The sequence below is a fragment of the Tessaracoccus sp. MC1865 genome, assembly GCF_017815535.1.
Classification (GTDB): Bacteria; Actinomycetota; Actinomycetes; order Propionibacteriales; family Propionibacteriaceae; genus Arachnia.
Genome location: NZ_CP072596.1, coordinates 2,137,075 through 2,152,393, shown reverse-complemented (window position 1 = coordinate 2,152,393; position 15,319 = coordinate 2,137,075). Strand labels below are relative to the sequence as shown.

General features: G+C 66.4%; 20 protein-coding genes. 18 read left to right on the top strand and 2 right to left on the bottom strand.

Annotated features, from left to right (window positions below):
- Window positions 1-22: 22 nt before the first annotated feature.
- On the bottom strand, window positions 23-1,921 hold the full coding sequence (locus J7D54_RS10050) for a hypothetical protein (protein ID WP_182763780.1): 1,899 nt from the start codon (window positions 1,919-1,921) through the stop codon (window positions 23-25).
- 145 nt (window positions 1,922-2,066) lie between these two features.
- Here J7D54_RS10050 and J7D54_RS10045 point away from each other — a divergent pair, with 145 nt between their 5' ends.
- The 16 genes from J7D54_RS10045 to J7D54_RS09970 all read left to right on the top strand — a co-directional run bounded on the left by J7D54_RS10045 (window position 2,067) and on the right by J7D54_RS09970 (window position 14,153).
- Window positions 2,067-5,366: an ABC transporter ATP-binding protein/permease gene (locus tag J7D54_RS10045; RefSeq protein WP_182763779.1), complete on the top strand. Its 3,300-nt coding sequence runs from the start codon at window positions 2,067-2,069 to the stop codon at window positions 5,364-5,366.
- A gap of 282 nt (window positions 5,367-5,648) precedes the next feature.
- Window positions 5,649-6,017: a 50S ribosomal protein L14 gene (rplN, locus tag J7D54_RS10040; protein ID WP_076058004.1), complete on the top strand. Its 369-nt coding sequence runs from the start codon at window positions 5,649-5,651 to the stop codon at window positions 6,015-6,017.
- Between the two features lies 1 nt (window position 6,018).
- Window positions 6,019-6,387, top strand: a complete 369-nt coding sequence (rplX, locus tag J7D54_RS10035; RefSeq protein WP_076058006.1) for a 50S ribosomal protein L24 — start codon at window positions 6,019-6,021, stop codon at window positions 6,385-6,387.
- Window positions 6,387-7,016 (top strand): 50S ribosomal protein L5, encoded by a 630-nt coding sequence (rplE, locus tag J7D54_RS10030; protein WP_076058008.1) that lies wholly within the window; start codon window positions 6,387-6,389, stop codon window positions 7,014-7,016. The genes rplX and rplE overlap by 1 nt, the downstream gene beginning before the upstream one ends.
- A gap of 7 nt (window positions 7,017-7,023) precedes the next feature.
- Window positions 7,024-7,209: a type Z 30S ribosomal protein S14 gene (locus J7D54_RS10025; RefSeq protein ID WP_076058010.1), complete on the top strand. Its 186-nt coding sequence runs from the start codon at window positions 7,024-7,026 to the stop codon at window positions 7,207-7,209.
- Between the two features lie 76 nt (window positions 7,210-7,285).
- Entirely contained in the window at window positions 7,286-7,690 is a 405-nt protein-coding gene (rpsH, locus tag J7D54_RS10020; RefSeq protein WP_182763778.1) for a 30S ribosomal protein S8, read from the top strand.
- Window positions 7,691-7,717: 27 nt separating this feature from the next.
- Window positions 7,718-8,260 (top strand): 50S ribosomal protein L6, encoded by a 543-nt coding sequence (gene rplF / locus J7D54_RS10015; protein WP_076058013.1) that lies wholly within the window; start codon window positions 7,718-7,720, stop codon window positions 8,258-8,260.
- Between the two features lie 3 nt (window positions 8,261-8,263).
- The gene (gene rplR, locus J7D54_RS10010; RefSeq protein WP_076058016.1) at window positions 8,264-8,647 is read left to right on the top strand and encodes a 50S ribosomal protein L18; all 384 of its coding nucleotides are present in this window, start codon (window positions 8,264-8,266) and stop codon (window positions 8,645-8,647) included.
- A 24-nt stretch (window positions 8,648-8,671) separates the two neighbouring features.
- On the top strand, window positions 8,672-9,286 hold the full coding sequence (gene rpsE / locus J7D54_RS10005) for a 30S ribosomal protein S5 (protein WP_076058018.1): 615 nt from the start codon (window positions 8,672-8,674) through the stop codon (window positions 9,284-9,286).
- Window positions 9,286-9,468, top strand: coding sequence for a 50S ribosomal protein L30 (rpmD, locus tag J7D54_RS10000; protein ID WP_076058020.1), 183 nt, complete (start codon window positions 9,286-9,288; stop codon window positions 9,466-9,468). Before rpsE ends, rpmD begins: the two co-directional genes overlap by 1 nt.
- A 1-nt stretch (window position 9,469) precedes the next feature.
- On the top strand, window positions 9,470-9,910 hold the full coding sequence (gene rplO / locus J7D54_RS09995) for a 50S ribosomal protein L15 (protein ID WP_182763777.1): 441 nt from the start codon (window positions 9,470-9,472) through the stop codon (window positions 9,908-9,910).
- 183 nt (window positions 9,911-10,093) lie between these two features.
- Window positions 10,094-11,407, top strand: a complete 1,314-nt coding sequence (secY, locus tag J7D54_RS09990) for a preprotein translocase subunit SecY (RefSeq protein ID WP_182763776.1) — start codon at window positions 10,094-10,096, stop codon at window positions 11,405-11,407.
- On the top strand, window positions 11,404-11,982 hold the full coding sequence (locus J7D54_RS09985) for an adenylate kinase (RefSeq protein ID WP_182763775.1): 579 nt from the start codon (window positions 11,404-11,406) through the stop codon (window positions 11,980-11,982). The genes secY and J7D54_RS09985 overlap by 4 nt, the downstream gene beginning before the upstream one ends.
- A 2-nt stretch (window positions 11,983-11,984) precedes the next feature.
- The gene (gene map, locus J7D54_RS09980; protein WP_182763774.1) at window positions 11,985-12,797 is read left to right on the top strand and encodes a type I methionyl aminopeptidase; all 813 of its coding nucleotides are present in this window, start codon (window positions 11,985-11,987) and stop codon (window positions 12,795-12,797) included.
- Window positions 12,798-12,828: 31 nt separating this feature from the next.
- Complete coding sequence (locus tag J7D54_RS09975) at window positions 12,829-13,188, top strand: DUF1707 domain-containing protein (protein ID WP_182763773.1); 360 nt, start codon at window positions 12,829-12,831, stop codon at window positions 13,186-13,188.
- A gap of 44 nt (window positions 13,189-13,232) precedes the next feature.
- Window positions 13,233-14,153, top strand: a complete 921-nt coding sequence (locus J7D54_RS09970) for a neutral zinc metallopeptidase (RefSeq protein ID WP_182763772.1) — start codon at window positions 13,233-13,235, stop codon at window positions 14,151-14,153.
- A 69-nt stretch (window positions 14,154-14,222) separates the two neighbouring features.
- On the opposite strand, the gene J7D54_RS09965 is transcribed toward J7D54_RS09970, so the two are convergent.
- On the bottom strand, window positions 14,223-14,510 hold the full coding sequence (locus tag J7D54_RS09965) for a YciI family protein (protein ID WP_182763771.1): 288 nt from the start codon (window positions 14,508-14,510) through the stop codon (window positions 14,223-14,225).
- A gap of 128 nt (window positions 14,511-14,638) precedes the next feature.
- On the opposite strand from J7D54_RS09965, the gene infA reads away from it, so the two are divergent.
- Together infA and rpmJ are read left to right on the top strand one after the other, a co-directional pair.
- Window positions 14,639-14,860 (top strand): translation initiation factor IF-1, encoded by a 222-nt coding sequence (gene infA, locus J7D54_RS09960; RefSeq protein WP_040284660.1) that lies wholly within the window; start codon window positions 14,639-14,641, stop codon window positions 14,858-14,860.
- A 275-nt stretch (window positions 14,861-15,135) separates the two neighbouring features.
- The gene (gene rpmJ / locus J7D54_RS09955; protein WP_002514836.1) at window positions 15,136-15,249 is read left to right on the top strand and encodes a 50S ribosomal protein L36; all 114 of its coding nucleotides are present in this window, start codon (window positions 15,136-15,138) and stop codon (window positions 15,247-15,249) included.
- The last annotated feature ends 70 nt before the right edge of the window (window positions 15,250-15,319 follow it).

Below are 15,319 nucleotides of genomic sequence, written 5' to 3'. Positions count from 1 at the left end.
ACCCCTGATCTGCGCGCATCCGTCAGCGTCCGGTGGAGGGGAGACCCGGCCGGGTGCGGGTGACTGCAGGGAACGGGCTGTGGGTGGTCTGCGTGGCAGATCCCGACGGCGGGGCTGCGTGCGGCTTGGGCTCCGGGGACGGCGGCGCCGACGGTGTGGGCGAGGGGGACGGGGTCGGCGACGGTGTCGGTGACGGGGTGGGGGAGGGCAGTCCGGGGGTGGGCCCGGGCGAAGGGGTGACGAGGATGGTCTGTTCCGGGACGCCCAACGGATGCCGGGTGGTGCTCACAGTGGCGGTGCCGTGCCTGATGGTCACCGTCGCCTCTGCCGAGTAACAGCCCGGCTCCGCCGGAGAAGAGCGCGCCAACCCGCGGAGCGAATCCCCTGTCCACGCCGTGTCTTCGTACTCGACGAGGGTGGCGGCATCCGTCCAGTCGGCAGCCTCGCAGGAGGCCCCGGACGCCGTCGGCACAGCGGGCACCGGGCCGGCGATCCTCCCGGAGACGCTGACGCTGAGGGGCTCATCGCTGCCGGGTACCTCCAGGCCGGGGGGGACCCCGCCGATGTCGATCCGGTCCGCCAGTTCCGCGCCGACCTCCGCGGGGCCACGTGCCCCGTCGGCGGTCAGCTCTGACGTGACGCCGGGATACAGCACCACGCTGGTCTCCGGCAGCTGTGGCCAGGCAGGGGGAGCGGGCGGCACCACCGTCGGCCGCGCGTCCAGGGATTCCGCCCAGGTGTAGTAGCCGGCCTCCGGGAAGCGGAGCTCGCTGGTGGCAACCTCCGCGTTGCCATGGGCGTCGTACCTGCCGGAGAACGTCGCGGTGTCCACCAGGGGCGCGTCTGCGCGCGAGGACGACGTCAGTTCCGCCATGGAGGCGAACGGCCCGTACAGCGCACTCGTGCCGGTGAACTCCGCGCCGGGCCGGCCCTTCGTCAGGGTGACGATGTCGACCGCCGGTGCCCCGCTGTGCGCGATGACGTCTCTGGTCCTGGTGGTGAGCGTGGGGCGGAAGACCTCGGGCTTCAATTCCACGCTCACGGAGTCGTTCAGTTTGACCAGGTCCGGAGCGGCGAGCAGGCGCTGCACGGTGGCCGGTTGGGGGAGGTACAGCTTCGGTCGGGTGCCGGGCAGACCCCGCACCTGGACCGACAAGGTGCCCCGCACCGCGGACTCCTCCGGGGACGGGAGGGAAACCCGCACGTGGGCGCCGCCGCCCTCCCCTGTGGACGTGGGGGCCTCGACGATCTGAAGGTTGCCGCTTCCCGCGACGCTGAACGCACGATGCGGGACCGCCACCCCAGCCGCGCTCCGGACCGCCACGATCACGTGCCCCGTGGGGGACGTGCGCGATGGCCGGACCTGCCAGTTGAACTCCAGAGTGTAGGGGCCGGCATAGAGCCGTGCCTCTCTCTCGAGCCGGTCGAACTGGGCCCGCGCACCCGGATGCGCCGTGACGACGGCGCCCCAGCGCTGCTCCTCGCGGGCCTGCTGGTGTGCGCCGTCGATGGTCCGTAGCCGCACGAAGTGCTCCACCGCGGCACCGATATCGGGCGCCGGTTGCTGTCCGGTGGCCATGAGGACCCAGGCCAGTTCGGCCAACTCACGGTCGGTGGCCGCGGCGCTGCCGTTGCCGTGAGTGCCGTGGCTGGCCCGGTTCTGCTTGCGGAGGACGTAGCCTGCCGGGGCCTGTACCCAGGACGAGGCATTGCGGGGACCGTCCGCCATGAGGTCCGCGCAGTAGGCCGTCTGCCTGTCCACGTGGTAGGCGCCGTACCAGTTGGTGCCGGTGCCCGGAAGGGCCACCATGTGACCCGAATCGGTGAGGGGACCGTCCTGCGGACGGGCGGAGGCGGTGGGGATCATGAGCGCGAAGGTGAACAGCGCGATCAGGGCGGTACAGAGCGGACGCCACGTCATTGTTTCTCCAAGGGGGATGGGGGCTGGCACCACCACTGTGGTCAAACCGTCCACGGGATCACCACGCGTTGCCGACCCTGTGGACAACCCGTTTTCGGTCAGTGGGAAACTGGAACGGGATCACACGCCATCAGGAGAGGCCGACATGCTCGAGTTGAGGGATGTGCGCAAGTCGTACACCACAGGCGACTTCAGTCAGGTCGCCCTCGACGACGTCTCCATCGCCTTCCGCGACAGTGAGTTCGTCGCGGTCCTCGGCCCCTCCGGTTCCGGCAAGACCACCATGCTCAACCTCATCGGTGGGCTCGACCAGTACGACTCCGGGGACCTGGTCATCGACGGCGTCTCCACCGAGCGGTACCGCGACCGCGACTGGGACACCTACCGCAACAACCGCGTCGGCTTCGTCTTCCAGAGCTACAACCTCATCCCGCACCAGAGCGTGCTGGCCAACGTGGAACTCGCGCTCACGCTGGCGGGTGTCACGCGCTCGGAGCGCCGCCGCCGCGCGCGGGCGGCGCTTGAGGACGTGGGGCTGGGGGAGCACATCCACAAGCGGCCCAACCAGCTCTCCGGCGGGCAGATGCAGCGCGTCGCCATCGCCCGGGCGCTGATCAACGATCCGGAGATCCTGCTGGCCGACGAGCCCACCGGCGCCCTGGATTCGGCCACCAGTGTCCAGATCATGGCCCTGTTGACGAGCATCGCGATGGACCGGCTCGTCGTCATGGTCACCCACAACCCCGAGCTCGCCCAGCAGTACGCCACGCGCACGGTGCACCTCAGCGACGGCCGGGTGGTGGAGGACACGGATCCCTTCCTCCCCGCAGCGCTCGCCCCGGCCGGCCACGGCTGGGCCCGTCGCACGAGCATGGGCTTCCTCACCGCCATCGCGTTGTCCTTCAACAACCTGATGACGAAGAAGGGGCGCACGCTCATGACGTCGTTCGCCGGCAGCATCGGGATCATCGGCATCGCCGCCATCCTGGCGCTGGCCAACGGCGTCCAGGGCTACATCAAGGGCGTCGAGGAGGACACGCTCTCGCAGTACCCCCTCACCATCCAGTCGCAGGGTTTCGACATGACCGCGATGCTGGTGTCCGGCGGGCTGGGGGACGACAGGCCGGGCGGCGCGGACGACGCGCAGGTGCGTGAGGTGCCGCTCATGGCCAAGATGTTCTCGAGCGTGGGCACCAACGACCTGGGCTCACTCAAGGCCTACCTCGACGACAACGGCGGCGGGATCGACTCGCTGGTCAACGCCGTCGAGTACACCTACGACGTCACCCCCCAGCTGTACGCCGACGACGGGAGCAGCGAGCCCCGCCAGGTCAACCCCGACGCGGCCATGGTGGCGCTCGGCTTCGCGCGCTCCCCGGCGGCGGGCGGGGTGACCGCCGGGTTGCGGAGCAGCGCCTTCGACGAGTTGGTGGGTGACCTGGGTCTGGTCGAGGAGCAGTACGACGTGGTCTCCGGGCGCTGGCCCGCCGCGCACGACGAGATGCTCGTGGTGCTGACGGACACCGGAGGCATCAGCGACCTCGCGCTCTACGCCATGGGACTGCTCGATCCCGCCCAGCTCGACGAGATGGTCCGGCAGATGATGGCTGAAGAAGACGTCGTCACACCCACCACCACCCGGGACTTCTCCTACGACGAGGTGATGGACGTCTCGTTCAAGCTGGTGAACGCGGCGGATTACTACGTGCACGACGACGACTTCGACGTGTGGACCGACCGTAGCCAGGACCAGAGCCACGTCGCGCAGTTGGTGGCGGAGGGCACGCCGGTGAAGGTGGTCGGGATCGCGCGGCCCACCGGCGACGGGAACGCCACCCTGAGCCCCGGCATCTACTACACGCCGGCCATGACCGAGTACCTGATGGCGGAGGCGGCGGAGGCGCCCATCGTCCGCGAGCAGCTCGCCGAGCCGTCGGTCAATGTGTTCACCGGCCGGGGATTCACAGATGAGGCCCCCGCCGAGGAGCTGGACCTGACCTCACTGTTCACCATCGACGAGGAGGCCGTCACGGCCGCGTTCACCGTCGACGAATCGAAGCTGCAGCCCGATCTGAGCGGCCTCGAGCTGGACCTCGACATGTCGTCGCTCAGCATCGACCCGGCGAAGCTGCCCCCGCTGGACCTCACCTCGGTGCTGGAGGGTCTCGATCCGGCCAGCCTCATCCGGTTGCCCGAGATGCCCGCGGTGCCGATGCCGGAGCTGCCCGCCGTCAGCACCGAACAGATCCTGGCCCAGCTGCCGGTCTTCCTGCAGACGTACACCATCTACGCCAATGAGAACGGTCTGGACCCGGCTGATCCGACCGTCGCCATGCCCGCCTTCCTGGCCTCACCCGAGGCGGACTCGACGCTGACGGCGATCGCGCTGGAACTGGGGATCGACCGCACCGCCGTCGAGACCCAGCTGGGTGCCTACCTCGCCTGGGCCGCCGAGCAGGGCCTGGATCCCGCTGACGTGAGCGGCAACGCCCAGGTGTTCCTCGCGGACCAGCAGGAGACGCTGCTCGACACCGCCCTGGACGTGGTGGACACCGACGCGCTGGAGCGGCAACTCCAGGCGGAGCTCGGCTCCTACCTCGAACAGGTGATGCAGGTCTACATGGGTGATGTCGCTGCGCAACTGGCCGACGAGATCACCGCACAGCTGGGGAGTGCGGTCGAATCCTCGATGGCCGGGTTGGCCGACGACCTGCGGGAGGCGGTGAGCATCGACCAGGACGCGTTCATGGCCTCGTTCCAGATGGACAAGAGCCAGGAGGAGCTCACGCAGTTGCTGATGTCGGCCGCCTCCACCCGGGCGGCGACCTACGAGTCCACCATGAGGACCCTGGGCTACGCGTCGCCCGACGAGCCGTCGGCGGTCAACATCTATCCCATCGACTTCGAGTCCAAAGCGCAGATCACCGACCTGCTCGATTCCTACAACGAGCGGATGCGTGACACCGGTCGCGAAGGACAGGTCATCACGTACTCCGACCTGGTGGGTGCGTTGATGAGTTCGGTCACCGACATCATCAACACCATCAGCTACGTGCTGATCGCGTTCGTGGCGATCTCCCTGGTGGTGTCGTCGATCATGATCGGCGTGATCACCTACATCTCGGTCCTGGAGCGGCGCAAGGAGATCGGCATCCTGCGCGCCGTCGGCGCCAGCAAGCGCGACATCCGTCGGGTTTTCAACGCCGAAACCCTCATCGTCGGCTTCGTCGCCGGCGTGTTGGGCGTGGCGATCACCGCGCTGCTCACCATCCCGGCCAACGCCATCGTCTATGCCCGGTTCGACGTCCCGAATGTGGCGGTCCTCCCGTGGCAGGCGGCGGTCGGCCTGGTCCTGATCAGCATGGCGCTCACCGCCGTCGCGGGTCTGCTGCCCGCCTCGTCCGCCTCGCGCAAGGACCCCGTCGAGGCGCTGCGGAGCGAGTGACGCCGCCGGCGTCGGCCACCGGGTCAGGGGAGAGGCGCTAAGGTCCGGGCGGCCGGTGTGGGGTAGGGTGAACCGCTCAGTGGGGGCGATTTCGCGCGTTGGTGCCGCTGGGCTAGACTAATCAGGTTGCCTTGGGTCTGTGCCCCTTCGGGGGGACCTTTCCCAGGCTTCGCCACAACCTCCTCTCCCTCGAGCTGGGGGTTCCCTCCTGGCAAAATCCAGGGGGTTCGTTTCTAGTTTCACAAGGCCTTTCACGAGGAACCGGTGGAGCAAGGAGTAGTAATGATCCAGCAGGAGTCGCGACTTAAGGTCGCCGACAACACTGGTGCAAAGGAAATTCTCTGCATCCGTGTGCTCGGCGGTTCCGGACGTCGCTACGCATTCCTCGGCGACACCATCGTCGCCACCGTCAAGGACGCGATCCCTGGCGGCAACGTGAAGAAGGGCGACGTGGTCAAGGCCGTCGTCGTCCGCACCACCAAGGAACGCCGTCGTCCCGACGGTTCCTACATCAAGTTCGACGAGAACGCCGCCGTGATCCTCAACGCCAACGGTGAACCCCGCGGCACGCGCATCTTCGGGCCTGTGGCCCGCGAGCTGCGTGACAAGAAGTTCATGCGCATCATCTCGCTCGCCCCGGAGGTGATCTGACATGTCGCTCCACGTCAAGAAGGGTGACCGCGTCAAGGTCCTGTCCGGTAAGGACAAGGGCGTTGTCGCCGAGGTCATCGCTGTCGATCCCGCCAACGAGCGTGTGACGGTCCAGGGTGTCAACCTCGTCAAGAAGCACCGTCGTGAGTCCCAGACCGCGACCGGTCGCAAGGTCGAAGGCGGCATCATCAACGTCGAGGCCCCCATCCACGTCAGCAATGTGCAGCTCGTGGTGAAGGTCGACGGCAAGGAGGTCCCGACGCGCGTCGGTTACAAGCGCGTCGAGGTGTCCAAGCGTCGTCCCGACGGTTCCGAGTACAAGGCGGAGCGCTCCGTGCGCATCGCGCGCAAGACGGGGGAGGAGATCTGATGACCGCCACCGCTACCACCAACGCGATGCCGCGCCTGAAGACCAGGTACCGCGAAGAGATCGTGCCCGCACTCCAGCAGGAGTTCGACTACGCCAACGTCATGCAGATCCCCGGTCTTGTGAAGATCGTGGTGAACATGGGTGTCGGTGAGGCTGCACGTGACTCGAAGATCATCGAAGGGGCCCTCAAGGACCTCACGGCGATCACCGGTCAGAAGCCCACCGTCACGAAGGCCCGCAAGTCGATCGCCCAGTTCAAGCTGCGCGAAGGCATGCCGATCGGCGCCCACGTCACCCTCCGTGGTGACCGCATGTGGGAATTCGCCGACCGTCTCCTGACCCTGGCGCTGCCCCGTATCCGTGACTTCCGTGGCCTGAACGGCAACCAGTTCGACGGCAACGGCAACTTCACCTTCGGTCTGTCTGAGCAGGTCATGTTCCTCGAAATCGACCAGGACAAGATCGACCGCGTCCGTGGCATGGACATCACTTTTGTGACGTCGGCCGCCAACGATGAGGAAGGTCGCGCTCTGCTCAAGCACCTCGGCTTCCCCTTCAAGGCGCAGGACGACCCGAAGAAGCAGAAGACCAAGCGCGGTCCTGCGTTCTACGCCAAGAAGAAGAAGTGAGTAACTAATGGCTAAGACAGCACTCAAGGTCAAGGCAGCCCGCAAGCCCAAGTTCGCGGTGCGCGCCTACACCCGTTGCCAGAAGTGTGGCCGGCCGAAGTCGGTCTACCGCAAGTTCGGCCTGTGCCGCGTCTGCGTGCGCGAGATGGCCCACGCGGGTCAGCTCCCGGGCGTGACCAAGTCGTCCTGGTGACGAGACCCACTACGTCAGAATCAACTAACACCAGGTCCGGGCAGCCGGAAACCGGTGTGAGAAAGAGGCAATAGTCATGACGATGACTGATCCGATCGCAGACATGTTGACACGTCTGCGTAACGCCAACCAGGCGTACCAGGACTCCACGTCCATGCCGTCGTCGAAGATCAAGGTGGGCATCGCCGAGATCCTCAAGAAGAACGGTTACATCACCGATTACGAGCTCACCGAGGTCGAAGGCCAGGTCGGCAAGGTCCTGAAGGTGACCCTGAAGTACGGCGACTCGCGCGAGCGCTCCATTGTGGGCCTCAAGCGCGTGAGTAAGCCCGGCCTTCGCGTTTACGCGAAGGCCACCGATCTCCCCAAGGTCCTCGGCGGCCTGGGTATCGCCATCATCTCGACGTCGCAGGGTCTTCTGACCGATCGTGACGCCAAGGCCAAGTCCGTCGGTGGCGAAGTACTCGCCTACGTCTGGTGACCGGGCGAAGGAAGAGGAGAAACTGATATGTCGCGAATTGGCAGGATGCCCATCACCATCCCGTCCGGTGTCGACGTCAAGCTCGATGGCCGACAGGTCGACGTCAAGGGGCCCAAGGGCTCGCTGTCGCTGACCATTTCTGAGCCGCTGAGCGTTGACAAGACCGACGAGGGCCAGCTGGAAATCACCCGTCCCAACGACGAGCGTGAGTCCCGCTCCCTCCACGGCCTGACGCGCACCCTGGTCAACAACATGATCGTGGGCGTCACCGAGGGCTACGAGAAGAAACTCGAAATCGTCGGCGTTGGCTACCGTGTCATCTCCAAGGGTCCGAAGCAGCTCGAGTTCGCGCTCGGCTTCTCGCACCCGGTGATCATCGACGCCCCTGAGGGCATCGATTTCATCGTGGAGACCCCCACGAAGCTGACGATCCAGGGCATCGACAAGCAGGTCGTCGGAGAGACTGCGGCAAACATCCGCAAGCTCCGCAAGCCTGAGCCCTACAAGGGCAAGGGCGTCCGCTATGCGGGCGAGCACGTCCGCCGCAAGGCTGGAAAGGCTGGTAAGTAATCCATGGCGATTTCGATCAGGACCAACAAGACGTTGGCCGCCAAGAGCGCTGCGCGTTCGCGTCGCCAGCTCCGTGCCCGTAAGAAGATCAGCGGTTCGCCTGAGCGCCCCCGCCTGGTTGTCACCCGCTCCGCTCGTCACCTGTTCGTTCAGGTGATCGACGACCGGGCCGGCAAGACGCTCGCTTCGGCCTCCACCATGGAAGCCGACCTGCGTACCGTTGAGGCCGACAAGTCCGAGAAGGCCCGCAAGGTGGGTGCTCTCATCGCTGAGCGTGCGAAGGCAGCCGGCGTTGAGAACGTCGTCTTCGACCGTGCCGGCAACAAGTACCACGGGCGGATTGCGGCACTCGCCGACGCCGCCCGCGAGGCCGGGCTCGGCTTCTAACGACGAAAGGAAAGGGATATCACGATGAGTGAAACCCAGCAGCGCCGTAGCGGTGCTCAGGGGGAGCGTCGTGGCCGTGACGATCGTCGTGGCCAGCAGGCTTCCAAGGAAGAGAACAAGTACCTCGAGAAGGTCGTGGCGATCAACCGTGTCGCCAAGGTCGTCCAGGGCGGTCGGCGCTTCAGCTTCACCGCACTGGTCGTCGTCGGTGACGGCGAGGGAATGGTCGGTGTCGGTTACGGCAAGGCGAAGGAGGTTCCGGCCGCCATCGCCAAGGGCGTTGAAGAGGCCAAGAAGAACTTCTTCCGCGTGCCGCTGATCCAGCGCACCATCCCGCACTCGGTTCAGGGCGAGAAGGCCGGTGGCGTCGTGCTGCTGCGCCCCGCGTCCCCCGGTACCGGTGTGATCGCCGGTGGCGCCACCCGTGCGGTGCTCGAGTGCGCCGGCGTGCACGATGTGCTCGCCAAGTCGCTCGGCTCGGCCAACGCCATCAACGTCGTCCACTCCACTGTGGTGGCGCTCAAGCAGCTCGAGATGCCGGAAGCCGTGGCCAAGCGCCGCGGTCTGCCGGTTGAGGATGTCGCCCCGGCGGCTCTCCTCCGCGCTGCCCGCGAGACCAAAGAAGGGGTGGCCTCCTGATGGCAGACCTCAAGATCACGCAGGCCAAGTCTTCGGCCGGCGGCAAGCAGTACCAGCGTGACACGCTGCGTACGCTCGGACTCAAGCGCATCGGTGACTCGGTGGTGCGGGAGGATCGTCCCGAGGTTCTCGGCATGATCCGTACCGTGGCCCACCTGGTCACCGTGGAAGAGGTGAAGTGAGATGGCGCTGAAACTGCATCATCTGCAGCCCGCCCCGGGCGCCAAGACGGCTAAGACCCGTGTTGGCCGTGGTGAGGGCTCGAAGGGTAAGACCGCAGGTCGCGGCACCAAGGGCACCGGCGCGCGTAAGAACACCCCTGCGAACTTCGAGGGCGGGCAGATGCCTCTGCACATGCGCCTCCCGAAGCTCAAGGGCTTCAAGAACCCGTTCCGTGTCGAATACCAGGTCGTCAACGTCGGCCGCCTCGCTGAGCTCTTCCCTGAGGGCGGCGAAGTGGGCGTCGAGGATCTGGTCGCGGCCGGCGCGGTGCGCGCAGGCAACCTGGTCAAGGTGCTGGGCAACGGGGATGTCTCCATTGCCCTCAACGTGACCGCCAACGCGTTCTCGAACTCCGCCAAGGCGAAGCTCGAGGGTGCCGGTGGCACCGTGACCGAACTCTGATTCGGTCACCAGAGACAGAGACGGCGGGGTGGCTCCGGTTCCGGAGCCGCCCCGCTTTCCTGTCCCGCTCACTCACACTGTGAGTTGAGTTTCAGCAGGGACTATCAGCTTGATAGGCTGCCCTGGTTGCCGTGCAGCGATTGCGCGGTCGAAAGTATCTGCTACCTGGAAAGTAGGGGTCGGATGATCTCCGCCTTGGCTAATGCGTTGAGGACGCCGGACCTTCGTAAGAAGCTCCTCTTCACGCTGGGCATCATCGCCGTGTTCCGCCTGGGGTCGACGATCCCTTCCCCGAACGTGAACATGGCACGCATCGATGAGTGTCTGGCCATCGCCACTCAGGGGCCATCCGCCGGCATCTACAACATCATCAACCTGTTCTCGGGCGGGGCGCTGTTGCAGTTGACGATCTTCGCGCTGGGCATCATGCCTTATATCACCGCGTCGATCATCCTCCAGCTCCTCACCGTCGTGATCCCGCGTCTGGAGGCCCTCAAGAAAGAGGGCGCCTCCGGCACGGCGAAGATCACCGAATACACCCGCTACCTGACGCTGGTCCTGGCCATCCTGAACGCCACCGCGTTCGTGACTCTGGCCCGCACGGGACAGCTGCTCCCGGGCTGTGAGGGCATCCTCTACTCCGATGAACTGTTCCCGCTGGTCACCATGGTCATGGTCATGACTGCCGGAACCGGCATCATCATGTGGATGGGCGAGCTCATCACCGAGCGCGGCGTCGGCAACGGCATGTCGATCATGATCTTCACCCAGATCATCGCCAGCTTCCCGACGGGCCTGTGGTCCATCAAGCAGTCGCACCAGGGCGCCACCGGCTGGATCCTCTTCTTCCTCGTGATCGGCATCGGTCTTCTCGTCATGCTCGGCATCATCTGGGTGGAGCAGGGCCAGCGCCGCATCCCGGTGCAGTACGCCAAGCGCATGGTCGGTCGTCGCCTCGTCGGCGGCTCCACCACCTACATCCCGCTGAAGGTCAACCAGTCCGGCGTCATCCCGGTCATCTTCGCCTCGTCGATCATGTACCTGCCCGTCCTCTACGCCACCTTCCGGCCGGAGAGCGGCGTCTCCCAGTGGATCCAGGCCAACTTCACCGGCACGGGCATGTACTCGTGGGTCTACAACCTGGTCCAGTTCGTGCTCATCGTCGCGTTCTGCTACTTCTACGTGTCGATCACCTTCAACCCTGAAGAGGTCTCGGACAACATGAAGAAGTACGGCGGCTTCATCCCGGGCATCCGCGCCGGCAAGCCGACGGAGCGCTACCTGGCCTACGTGCTCTCGCGTCTGACGGCGCCCGGCTCGCTCTACTTGGCCACCATCGCCCTCATCCCCACCATCGCCTTCATGGCAGTGGGCGCCCAGCAGAACTTCCCCTTCGGCGGTACCTCCATCCTGATCATCGTCGGCGTAGCCTTGGACACGGTCAAGAAGATCGAGAGCCAGCTCCAGCAGCGCAACTATGAGGGCTTCCTGCGGTGAAACTGCTGATCATGGGTGCCCCAGGCGCGGGGAAAGGCACGCAGGCAACAGCGCTGGCCGACCGCTACGGTGTCCCTGCGATCTCCACCGGCGACATCTTCCGGTTCAACATCAAGAACCAGACGCCGCTCGGCATCAAGGTCAAGGAGATCATCGACGCGGGCGAGTACGTACCCGACGACATGACTGAGCAGATCGTCGCCGATCGGCTCGCGCAGCCGGATTGCGAGCCCGGCTTCCTGCTGGACGGGTTCCCCCGCACCATGCATCAGGTGTACTTCCTGGACCGCTACCTCTCGGAGCAGGGCCAGCAACTCGACGCGGTGGTATCGCTACACGTCGAGCCTGAGGCGCTCGTCGAACGGCTCTTGGCCCGGGCGGCCAAGGAGGGCCGGGCGGACGACAACGCCGACACCATCCGTCGCCGCATGGAGGTCTACGCCGGCCAGACGGCTCCGCTGTTGTTCCACTACGAGTCGAAGGGCCTCCTCGTGGACATCGAGGGCACCGGCACTGTCGAGGAAGTGCAGCAGCGCATGTTTGACGAACTCGACCTGCACCTCAGCCGCCGGTGAGCATGATCGAACTGAAGTCGGCCGACGAGCTGCGCCTCATGCGCAGGGCCGGTCTGGTGGTCGCCGAAGGCCTCGACGCCATGGTGGCGGCCGCCACCGTCGGGGTCACGACGGCCGAGGTCGACGCGGTGGGCCGCGAGGTGCTGGCCCGCCATGGGGCGGAGTCCTCCTTCCTGGGCTACGGCGATTACGGCACCCCGTTCCCGGGCGTGGCGTGCATCTCCACCAACAACGAACTGGTCCACGGCATCCCCGGTGACAGGGTGCTGCAGGACGGCGACGTGGTCTCCATCGACTTCGGCGCCATCGTGGAGGGCTGGCACGGCGACGCGGCTCGCACCATCATCGTCGGGTCCGGCACGGCGGAGGACGAAGCCCTCATCGACGCCACCCGCGAGGCCTTCTGGGCCGGCGCCAGGGCGATGCGCGACGGCGGCCGGGTGGGCGACGTCTCCAAGGCCATCGAGGGCTACGTCAAGAGCCTCCCCACGCACTACGGCACGCTACGGGAGTACACCGGCCACGGCATCGGCTCGGAGATGCACATGGACCCGGACGTGCCCAACTGGCACCGCCGTAGGCCCACTCCCAGGTTGTCGGTGGGTATGGCGCTGGCCATCGAACCCATGCTGACCACCGGCACGCACCAGACCCTCGAGCTCGACGACGACTGGACTGTCGTCAGCCGCGACGGCTCGAACGGCTCCCACTGGGAGAACACCGTGGCGCTCACAGAGCACGGCATCTGGGTGCTTACAGAGCATGACGGCGGGGCCTCCCGGCTCGGCGATCTGTTCGGCCCGCTGTCCGACTGAGCCGCTCCTTCAGCGGCCTATGATTGTCCTCATGCCGCTGCCACCGAGCTCGAAGTACCTGCAACGCCCAGGCGACCCCATCGACGAGACGGAGCGCGCCTCCATCACCCAGCGGCTCAACGATGCGTTCGCCGACGGACGTCTCACCCACGACGAGTACTCGACCGCCATGGACGTGGTCTACGACGCGCGCACCCTCGGCGACCTGGTCCCGGTGATGGAGAAGCTGCCCGCAGCCGCTGCCCAAGTGCCCGCCATCGTGGAGCAGGGCGGGGTTCCGGCAGGACAGATCGCGCAGTCGCGCAGCCTGGTGCCCGCCGCGATGATGGTGGGCGTCGTGGGCGTGGCCCTGGTAGCGGTGTTGATCATCCTGCTCGTGCTGATCTTCTGAGATACTTCCTGCACGTGCAGTGCAGCCGACGGGGGGAGTGACGGATGCGCACTTCATCCCACACCGTCCGCCCCCGGCGGCCCAGGCCTCGATTCCGGTTGGGGCGCACCACGCTCGTCGCTGTGGTCACCACGCTCGTGCTGTCGCTGTCCCTCGTCATCGTCAGCATGAACCTGGAGGGCGCTCCCGATGCCGGACCAGCCCCTGCCGGGGGCGAGCAGGTCCCAGCGCCGGGGGCCGGGCCGGGGGAGTGGGAGCTGCCCGAGCAGACCTGGGAGCCGTTGCCGGGCCCAGACCCGTTGTCGCCGCTCTACGACGCGCAGGTCACCACCCTGAACGCGCTGGCGCCGGCCACGCTGGAACACTGCGCCACCCCGAAGACCGTCCGCGACGAGGCGGAGTGGGAGGCTGCGGTTCGCGACCAGTGGTTCTGCGTGCATCGCTCCTGGGTGCCCACCTTCCAGCAGTTGGGCTGGCTGACGACGGCGCCGGGCGTCCAGTTCTTCGCCGGCGAGGGTGACGACAGCGCCTGCGGCTACCTGGAGGCGCCCGCGTTCTACTGTTCGGCCGGGGGCGGCAGCGTCCACTTCGGTGCCCGGCACTTCGACATGGCGCGCACCTGGGACCTGTCGGTCAACGAGATGGTCAACCACGAGTACGGACACCACCTGCAGAGCCTGGCAGGCATCACCCGGGCCAAGACTGCGTTGGCCAACACCCCCGTGCTGGAGCGGCGCGCGGAGCTGCAGGCCACCTGTTGGTCCGCCGCGATGACCCGGCACAACAGCGCGTTCAGCTTCGGGCAGGAACAGTACGAGTCCTGGATGGAGCGCCTCGAGACGATGCGTGCCGACGGGGTGCACGGCTCACGAGAGTCGCTGCTGTACTGGGGCACCCGGGGCCTCTACGCGGCCACCATGAACGACTGCAACACCTGGGCCGTGCCGGACGACCAGGTCGCCTAGGAGTTCCTGCTGGGGAGAGTTGGCCTGCGAGCATCGCGACCCCCGCGGCGTTCTGCGTCAACTGACCACTCAGTTGTCCGCGAACACGCCGATGATGGGATTCCATTCCTCGACGAGGCGCTCGGCGATGAGGCCGGCCTCCCAGAAGGGGTCGGCGTCGAGGGCCGACGCCACCTCGTCCGCGGATCCGGCCTTGAGGAGGAGCATTGCGCTGGGGTGCGCGGCACCGACGAACGGGCCACTGGCCTCCAGTGGGCCGGCAGCCAGGGAGGTCAGGAACTCCCGGTGGCTGGGGCGCACCCTGTCGAGCTCGGCTGCGTCGTCGGAGTAGCTGTAACGGACTGCGAAATATGCCATGGGGACAGGCTAGTGGGGCGGCGGGTGTGGCCCGCCGTTTGGCGAGCGGCCACTGTGGGCGTAAACTTGCCGATTGCAGTATCATCCGGCGCGCGCTCAGAGCGCCCGGTGCGAACAGAAGAGAGTTTATGGCGAAGAAAGAGGGAGCTCTCGAACTCGAGGGCACCGTGGTCGAGGCCCTGCCCAACGCGATGTTCCGCGTCGAACTGGCCAACGGCCACAAGGTGTTGACCACGATCAGTGGCAAGATGCGGCAGCACTACATCCGCATCCTGCCGTCGGACCGCGTCGTCGTGGAGTTGTCGCCCTACGACCTCACCCGCGGCCGCATCGTCTACCGACACAAGTGAGACCTGCGGCTAGTGCCGCACCCTCTCGAGCGCTGCCTGGTCCCCCGTGGGCCGGCGGCGCTTTCTATTTTGGATACCGGCGAGTTGCTCAGCTGCCCGCACCGAGGTGGGCCGTGGGCGTGCTTTTGCCTTCCACGCACGCCTAGCGTAAAGTTGCTCCTCGGTCGTCAATGCCCGTGCGCGCCCGCGTGCCCGTGGCCACTTCGACCAAGCTCATCCACCGCAAGATTGGGCGCGCCCTGCGCTCCCAGTCGCCGATTGAAAAGGTTGCTCGAATGAAGGTTCAGCCGAGCGTCAAGAAGATCTGCGACAAGTGCAAGGTCATCCGCCGGCACGGTCGTGTGATGGTGATCTGCGACAACCCGCGCCATAAGCAGCGCCAGGGCTGATCACAGGCCACCGCGGACGAGGGCCCAGGCCTGGTTCCGCCTGACAACTGAAACAACGTGATAGCTAGAT

Coding starts and splice junctions, on each gene's coding strand:
- rpsE (WP_076058018.1), top strand. CDS start 8,672: ATGAGTGAAACCCAGCAGCGCCGTAGCGGTGCTCAGGGGGAGCGTCGT.
- J7D54_RS09965 (WP_182763771.1), bottom strand. CDS start 14,510: ATGGCATATTTCGCAGTCCGTTACAGCTACTCCGACGACGCAGCCGAG.
- J7D54_RS09970 (WP_182763772.1), top strand. CDS start 13,233: ATGCGCACTTCATCCCACACCGTCCGCCCCCGGCGGCCCAGGCCTCGA.
- rplN (WP_076058004.1), top strand. CDS start 5,649: ATGATCCAGCAGGAGTCGCGACTTAAGGTCGCCGACAACACTGGTGCA.
- rplF (WP_076058013.1), top strand. CDS start 7,718: ATGTCGCGAATTGGCAGGATGCCCATCACCATCCCGTCCGGTGTCGAC.
- infA (WP_040284660.1), top strand. CDS start 14,639: ATGGCGAAGAAAGAGGGAGCTCTCGAACTCGAGGGCACCGTGGTCGAG.
- rpsH (WP_182763778.1), top strand. CDS start 7,286: ATGACGATGACTGATCCGATCGCAGACATGTTGACACGTCTGCGTAAC.
- rplE (WP_076058008.1), top strand. CDS start 6,387: ATGACCGCCACCGCTACCACCAACGCGATGCCGCGCCTGAAGACCAGG.
- rplO (WP_182763777.1), top strand. CDS start 9,470: ATGGCGCTGAAACTGCATCATCTGCAGCCCGCCCCGGGCGCCAAGACG.
- J7D54_RS10045 (WP_182763779.1), top strand. CDS start 2,067: ATGCTCGAGTTGAGGGATGTGCGCAAGTCGTACACCACAGGCGACTTC.
- map (WP_182763774.1), top strand. CDS start 11,985: ATGATCGAACTGAAGTCGGCCGACGAGCTGCGCCTCATGCGCAGGGCC.
- J7D54_RS10025 (WP_076058010.1), top strand. CDS start 7,024: ATGGCTAAGACAGCACTCAAGGTCAAGGCAGCCCGCAAGCCCAAGTTC.
- rpmJ (WP_002514836.1), top strand. CDS start 15,136: ATGAAGGTTCAGCCGAGCGTCAAGAAGATCTGCGACAAGTGCAAGGTC.
- J7D54_RS10050 (WP_182763780.1), bottom strand. CDS start 1,921: ATGACGTGGCGTCCGCTCTGTACCGCCCTGATCGCGCTGTTCACCTTC.
- rpmD (WP_076058020.1), top strand. CDS start 9,286: ATGGCAGACCTCAAGATCACGCAGGCCAAGTCTTCGGCCGGCGGCAAG.
- secY (WP_182763776.1), top strand. CDS start 10,094: ATGATCTCCGCCTTGGCTAATGCGTTGAGGACGCCGGACCTTCGTAAG.
- J7D54_RS09975 (WP_182763773.1), top strand. CDS start 12,829: ATGCCGCTGCCACCGAGCTCGAAGTACCTGCAACGCCCAGGCGACCCC.
- rplX (WP_076058006.1), top strand. CDS start 6,019: ATGTCGCTCCACGTCAAGAAGGGTGACCGCGTCAAGGTCCTGTCCGGT.
- rplR (WP_076058016.1), top strand. CDS start 8,264: ATGGCGATTTCGATCAGGACCAACAAGACGTTGGCCGCCAAGAGCGCT.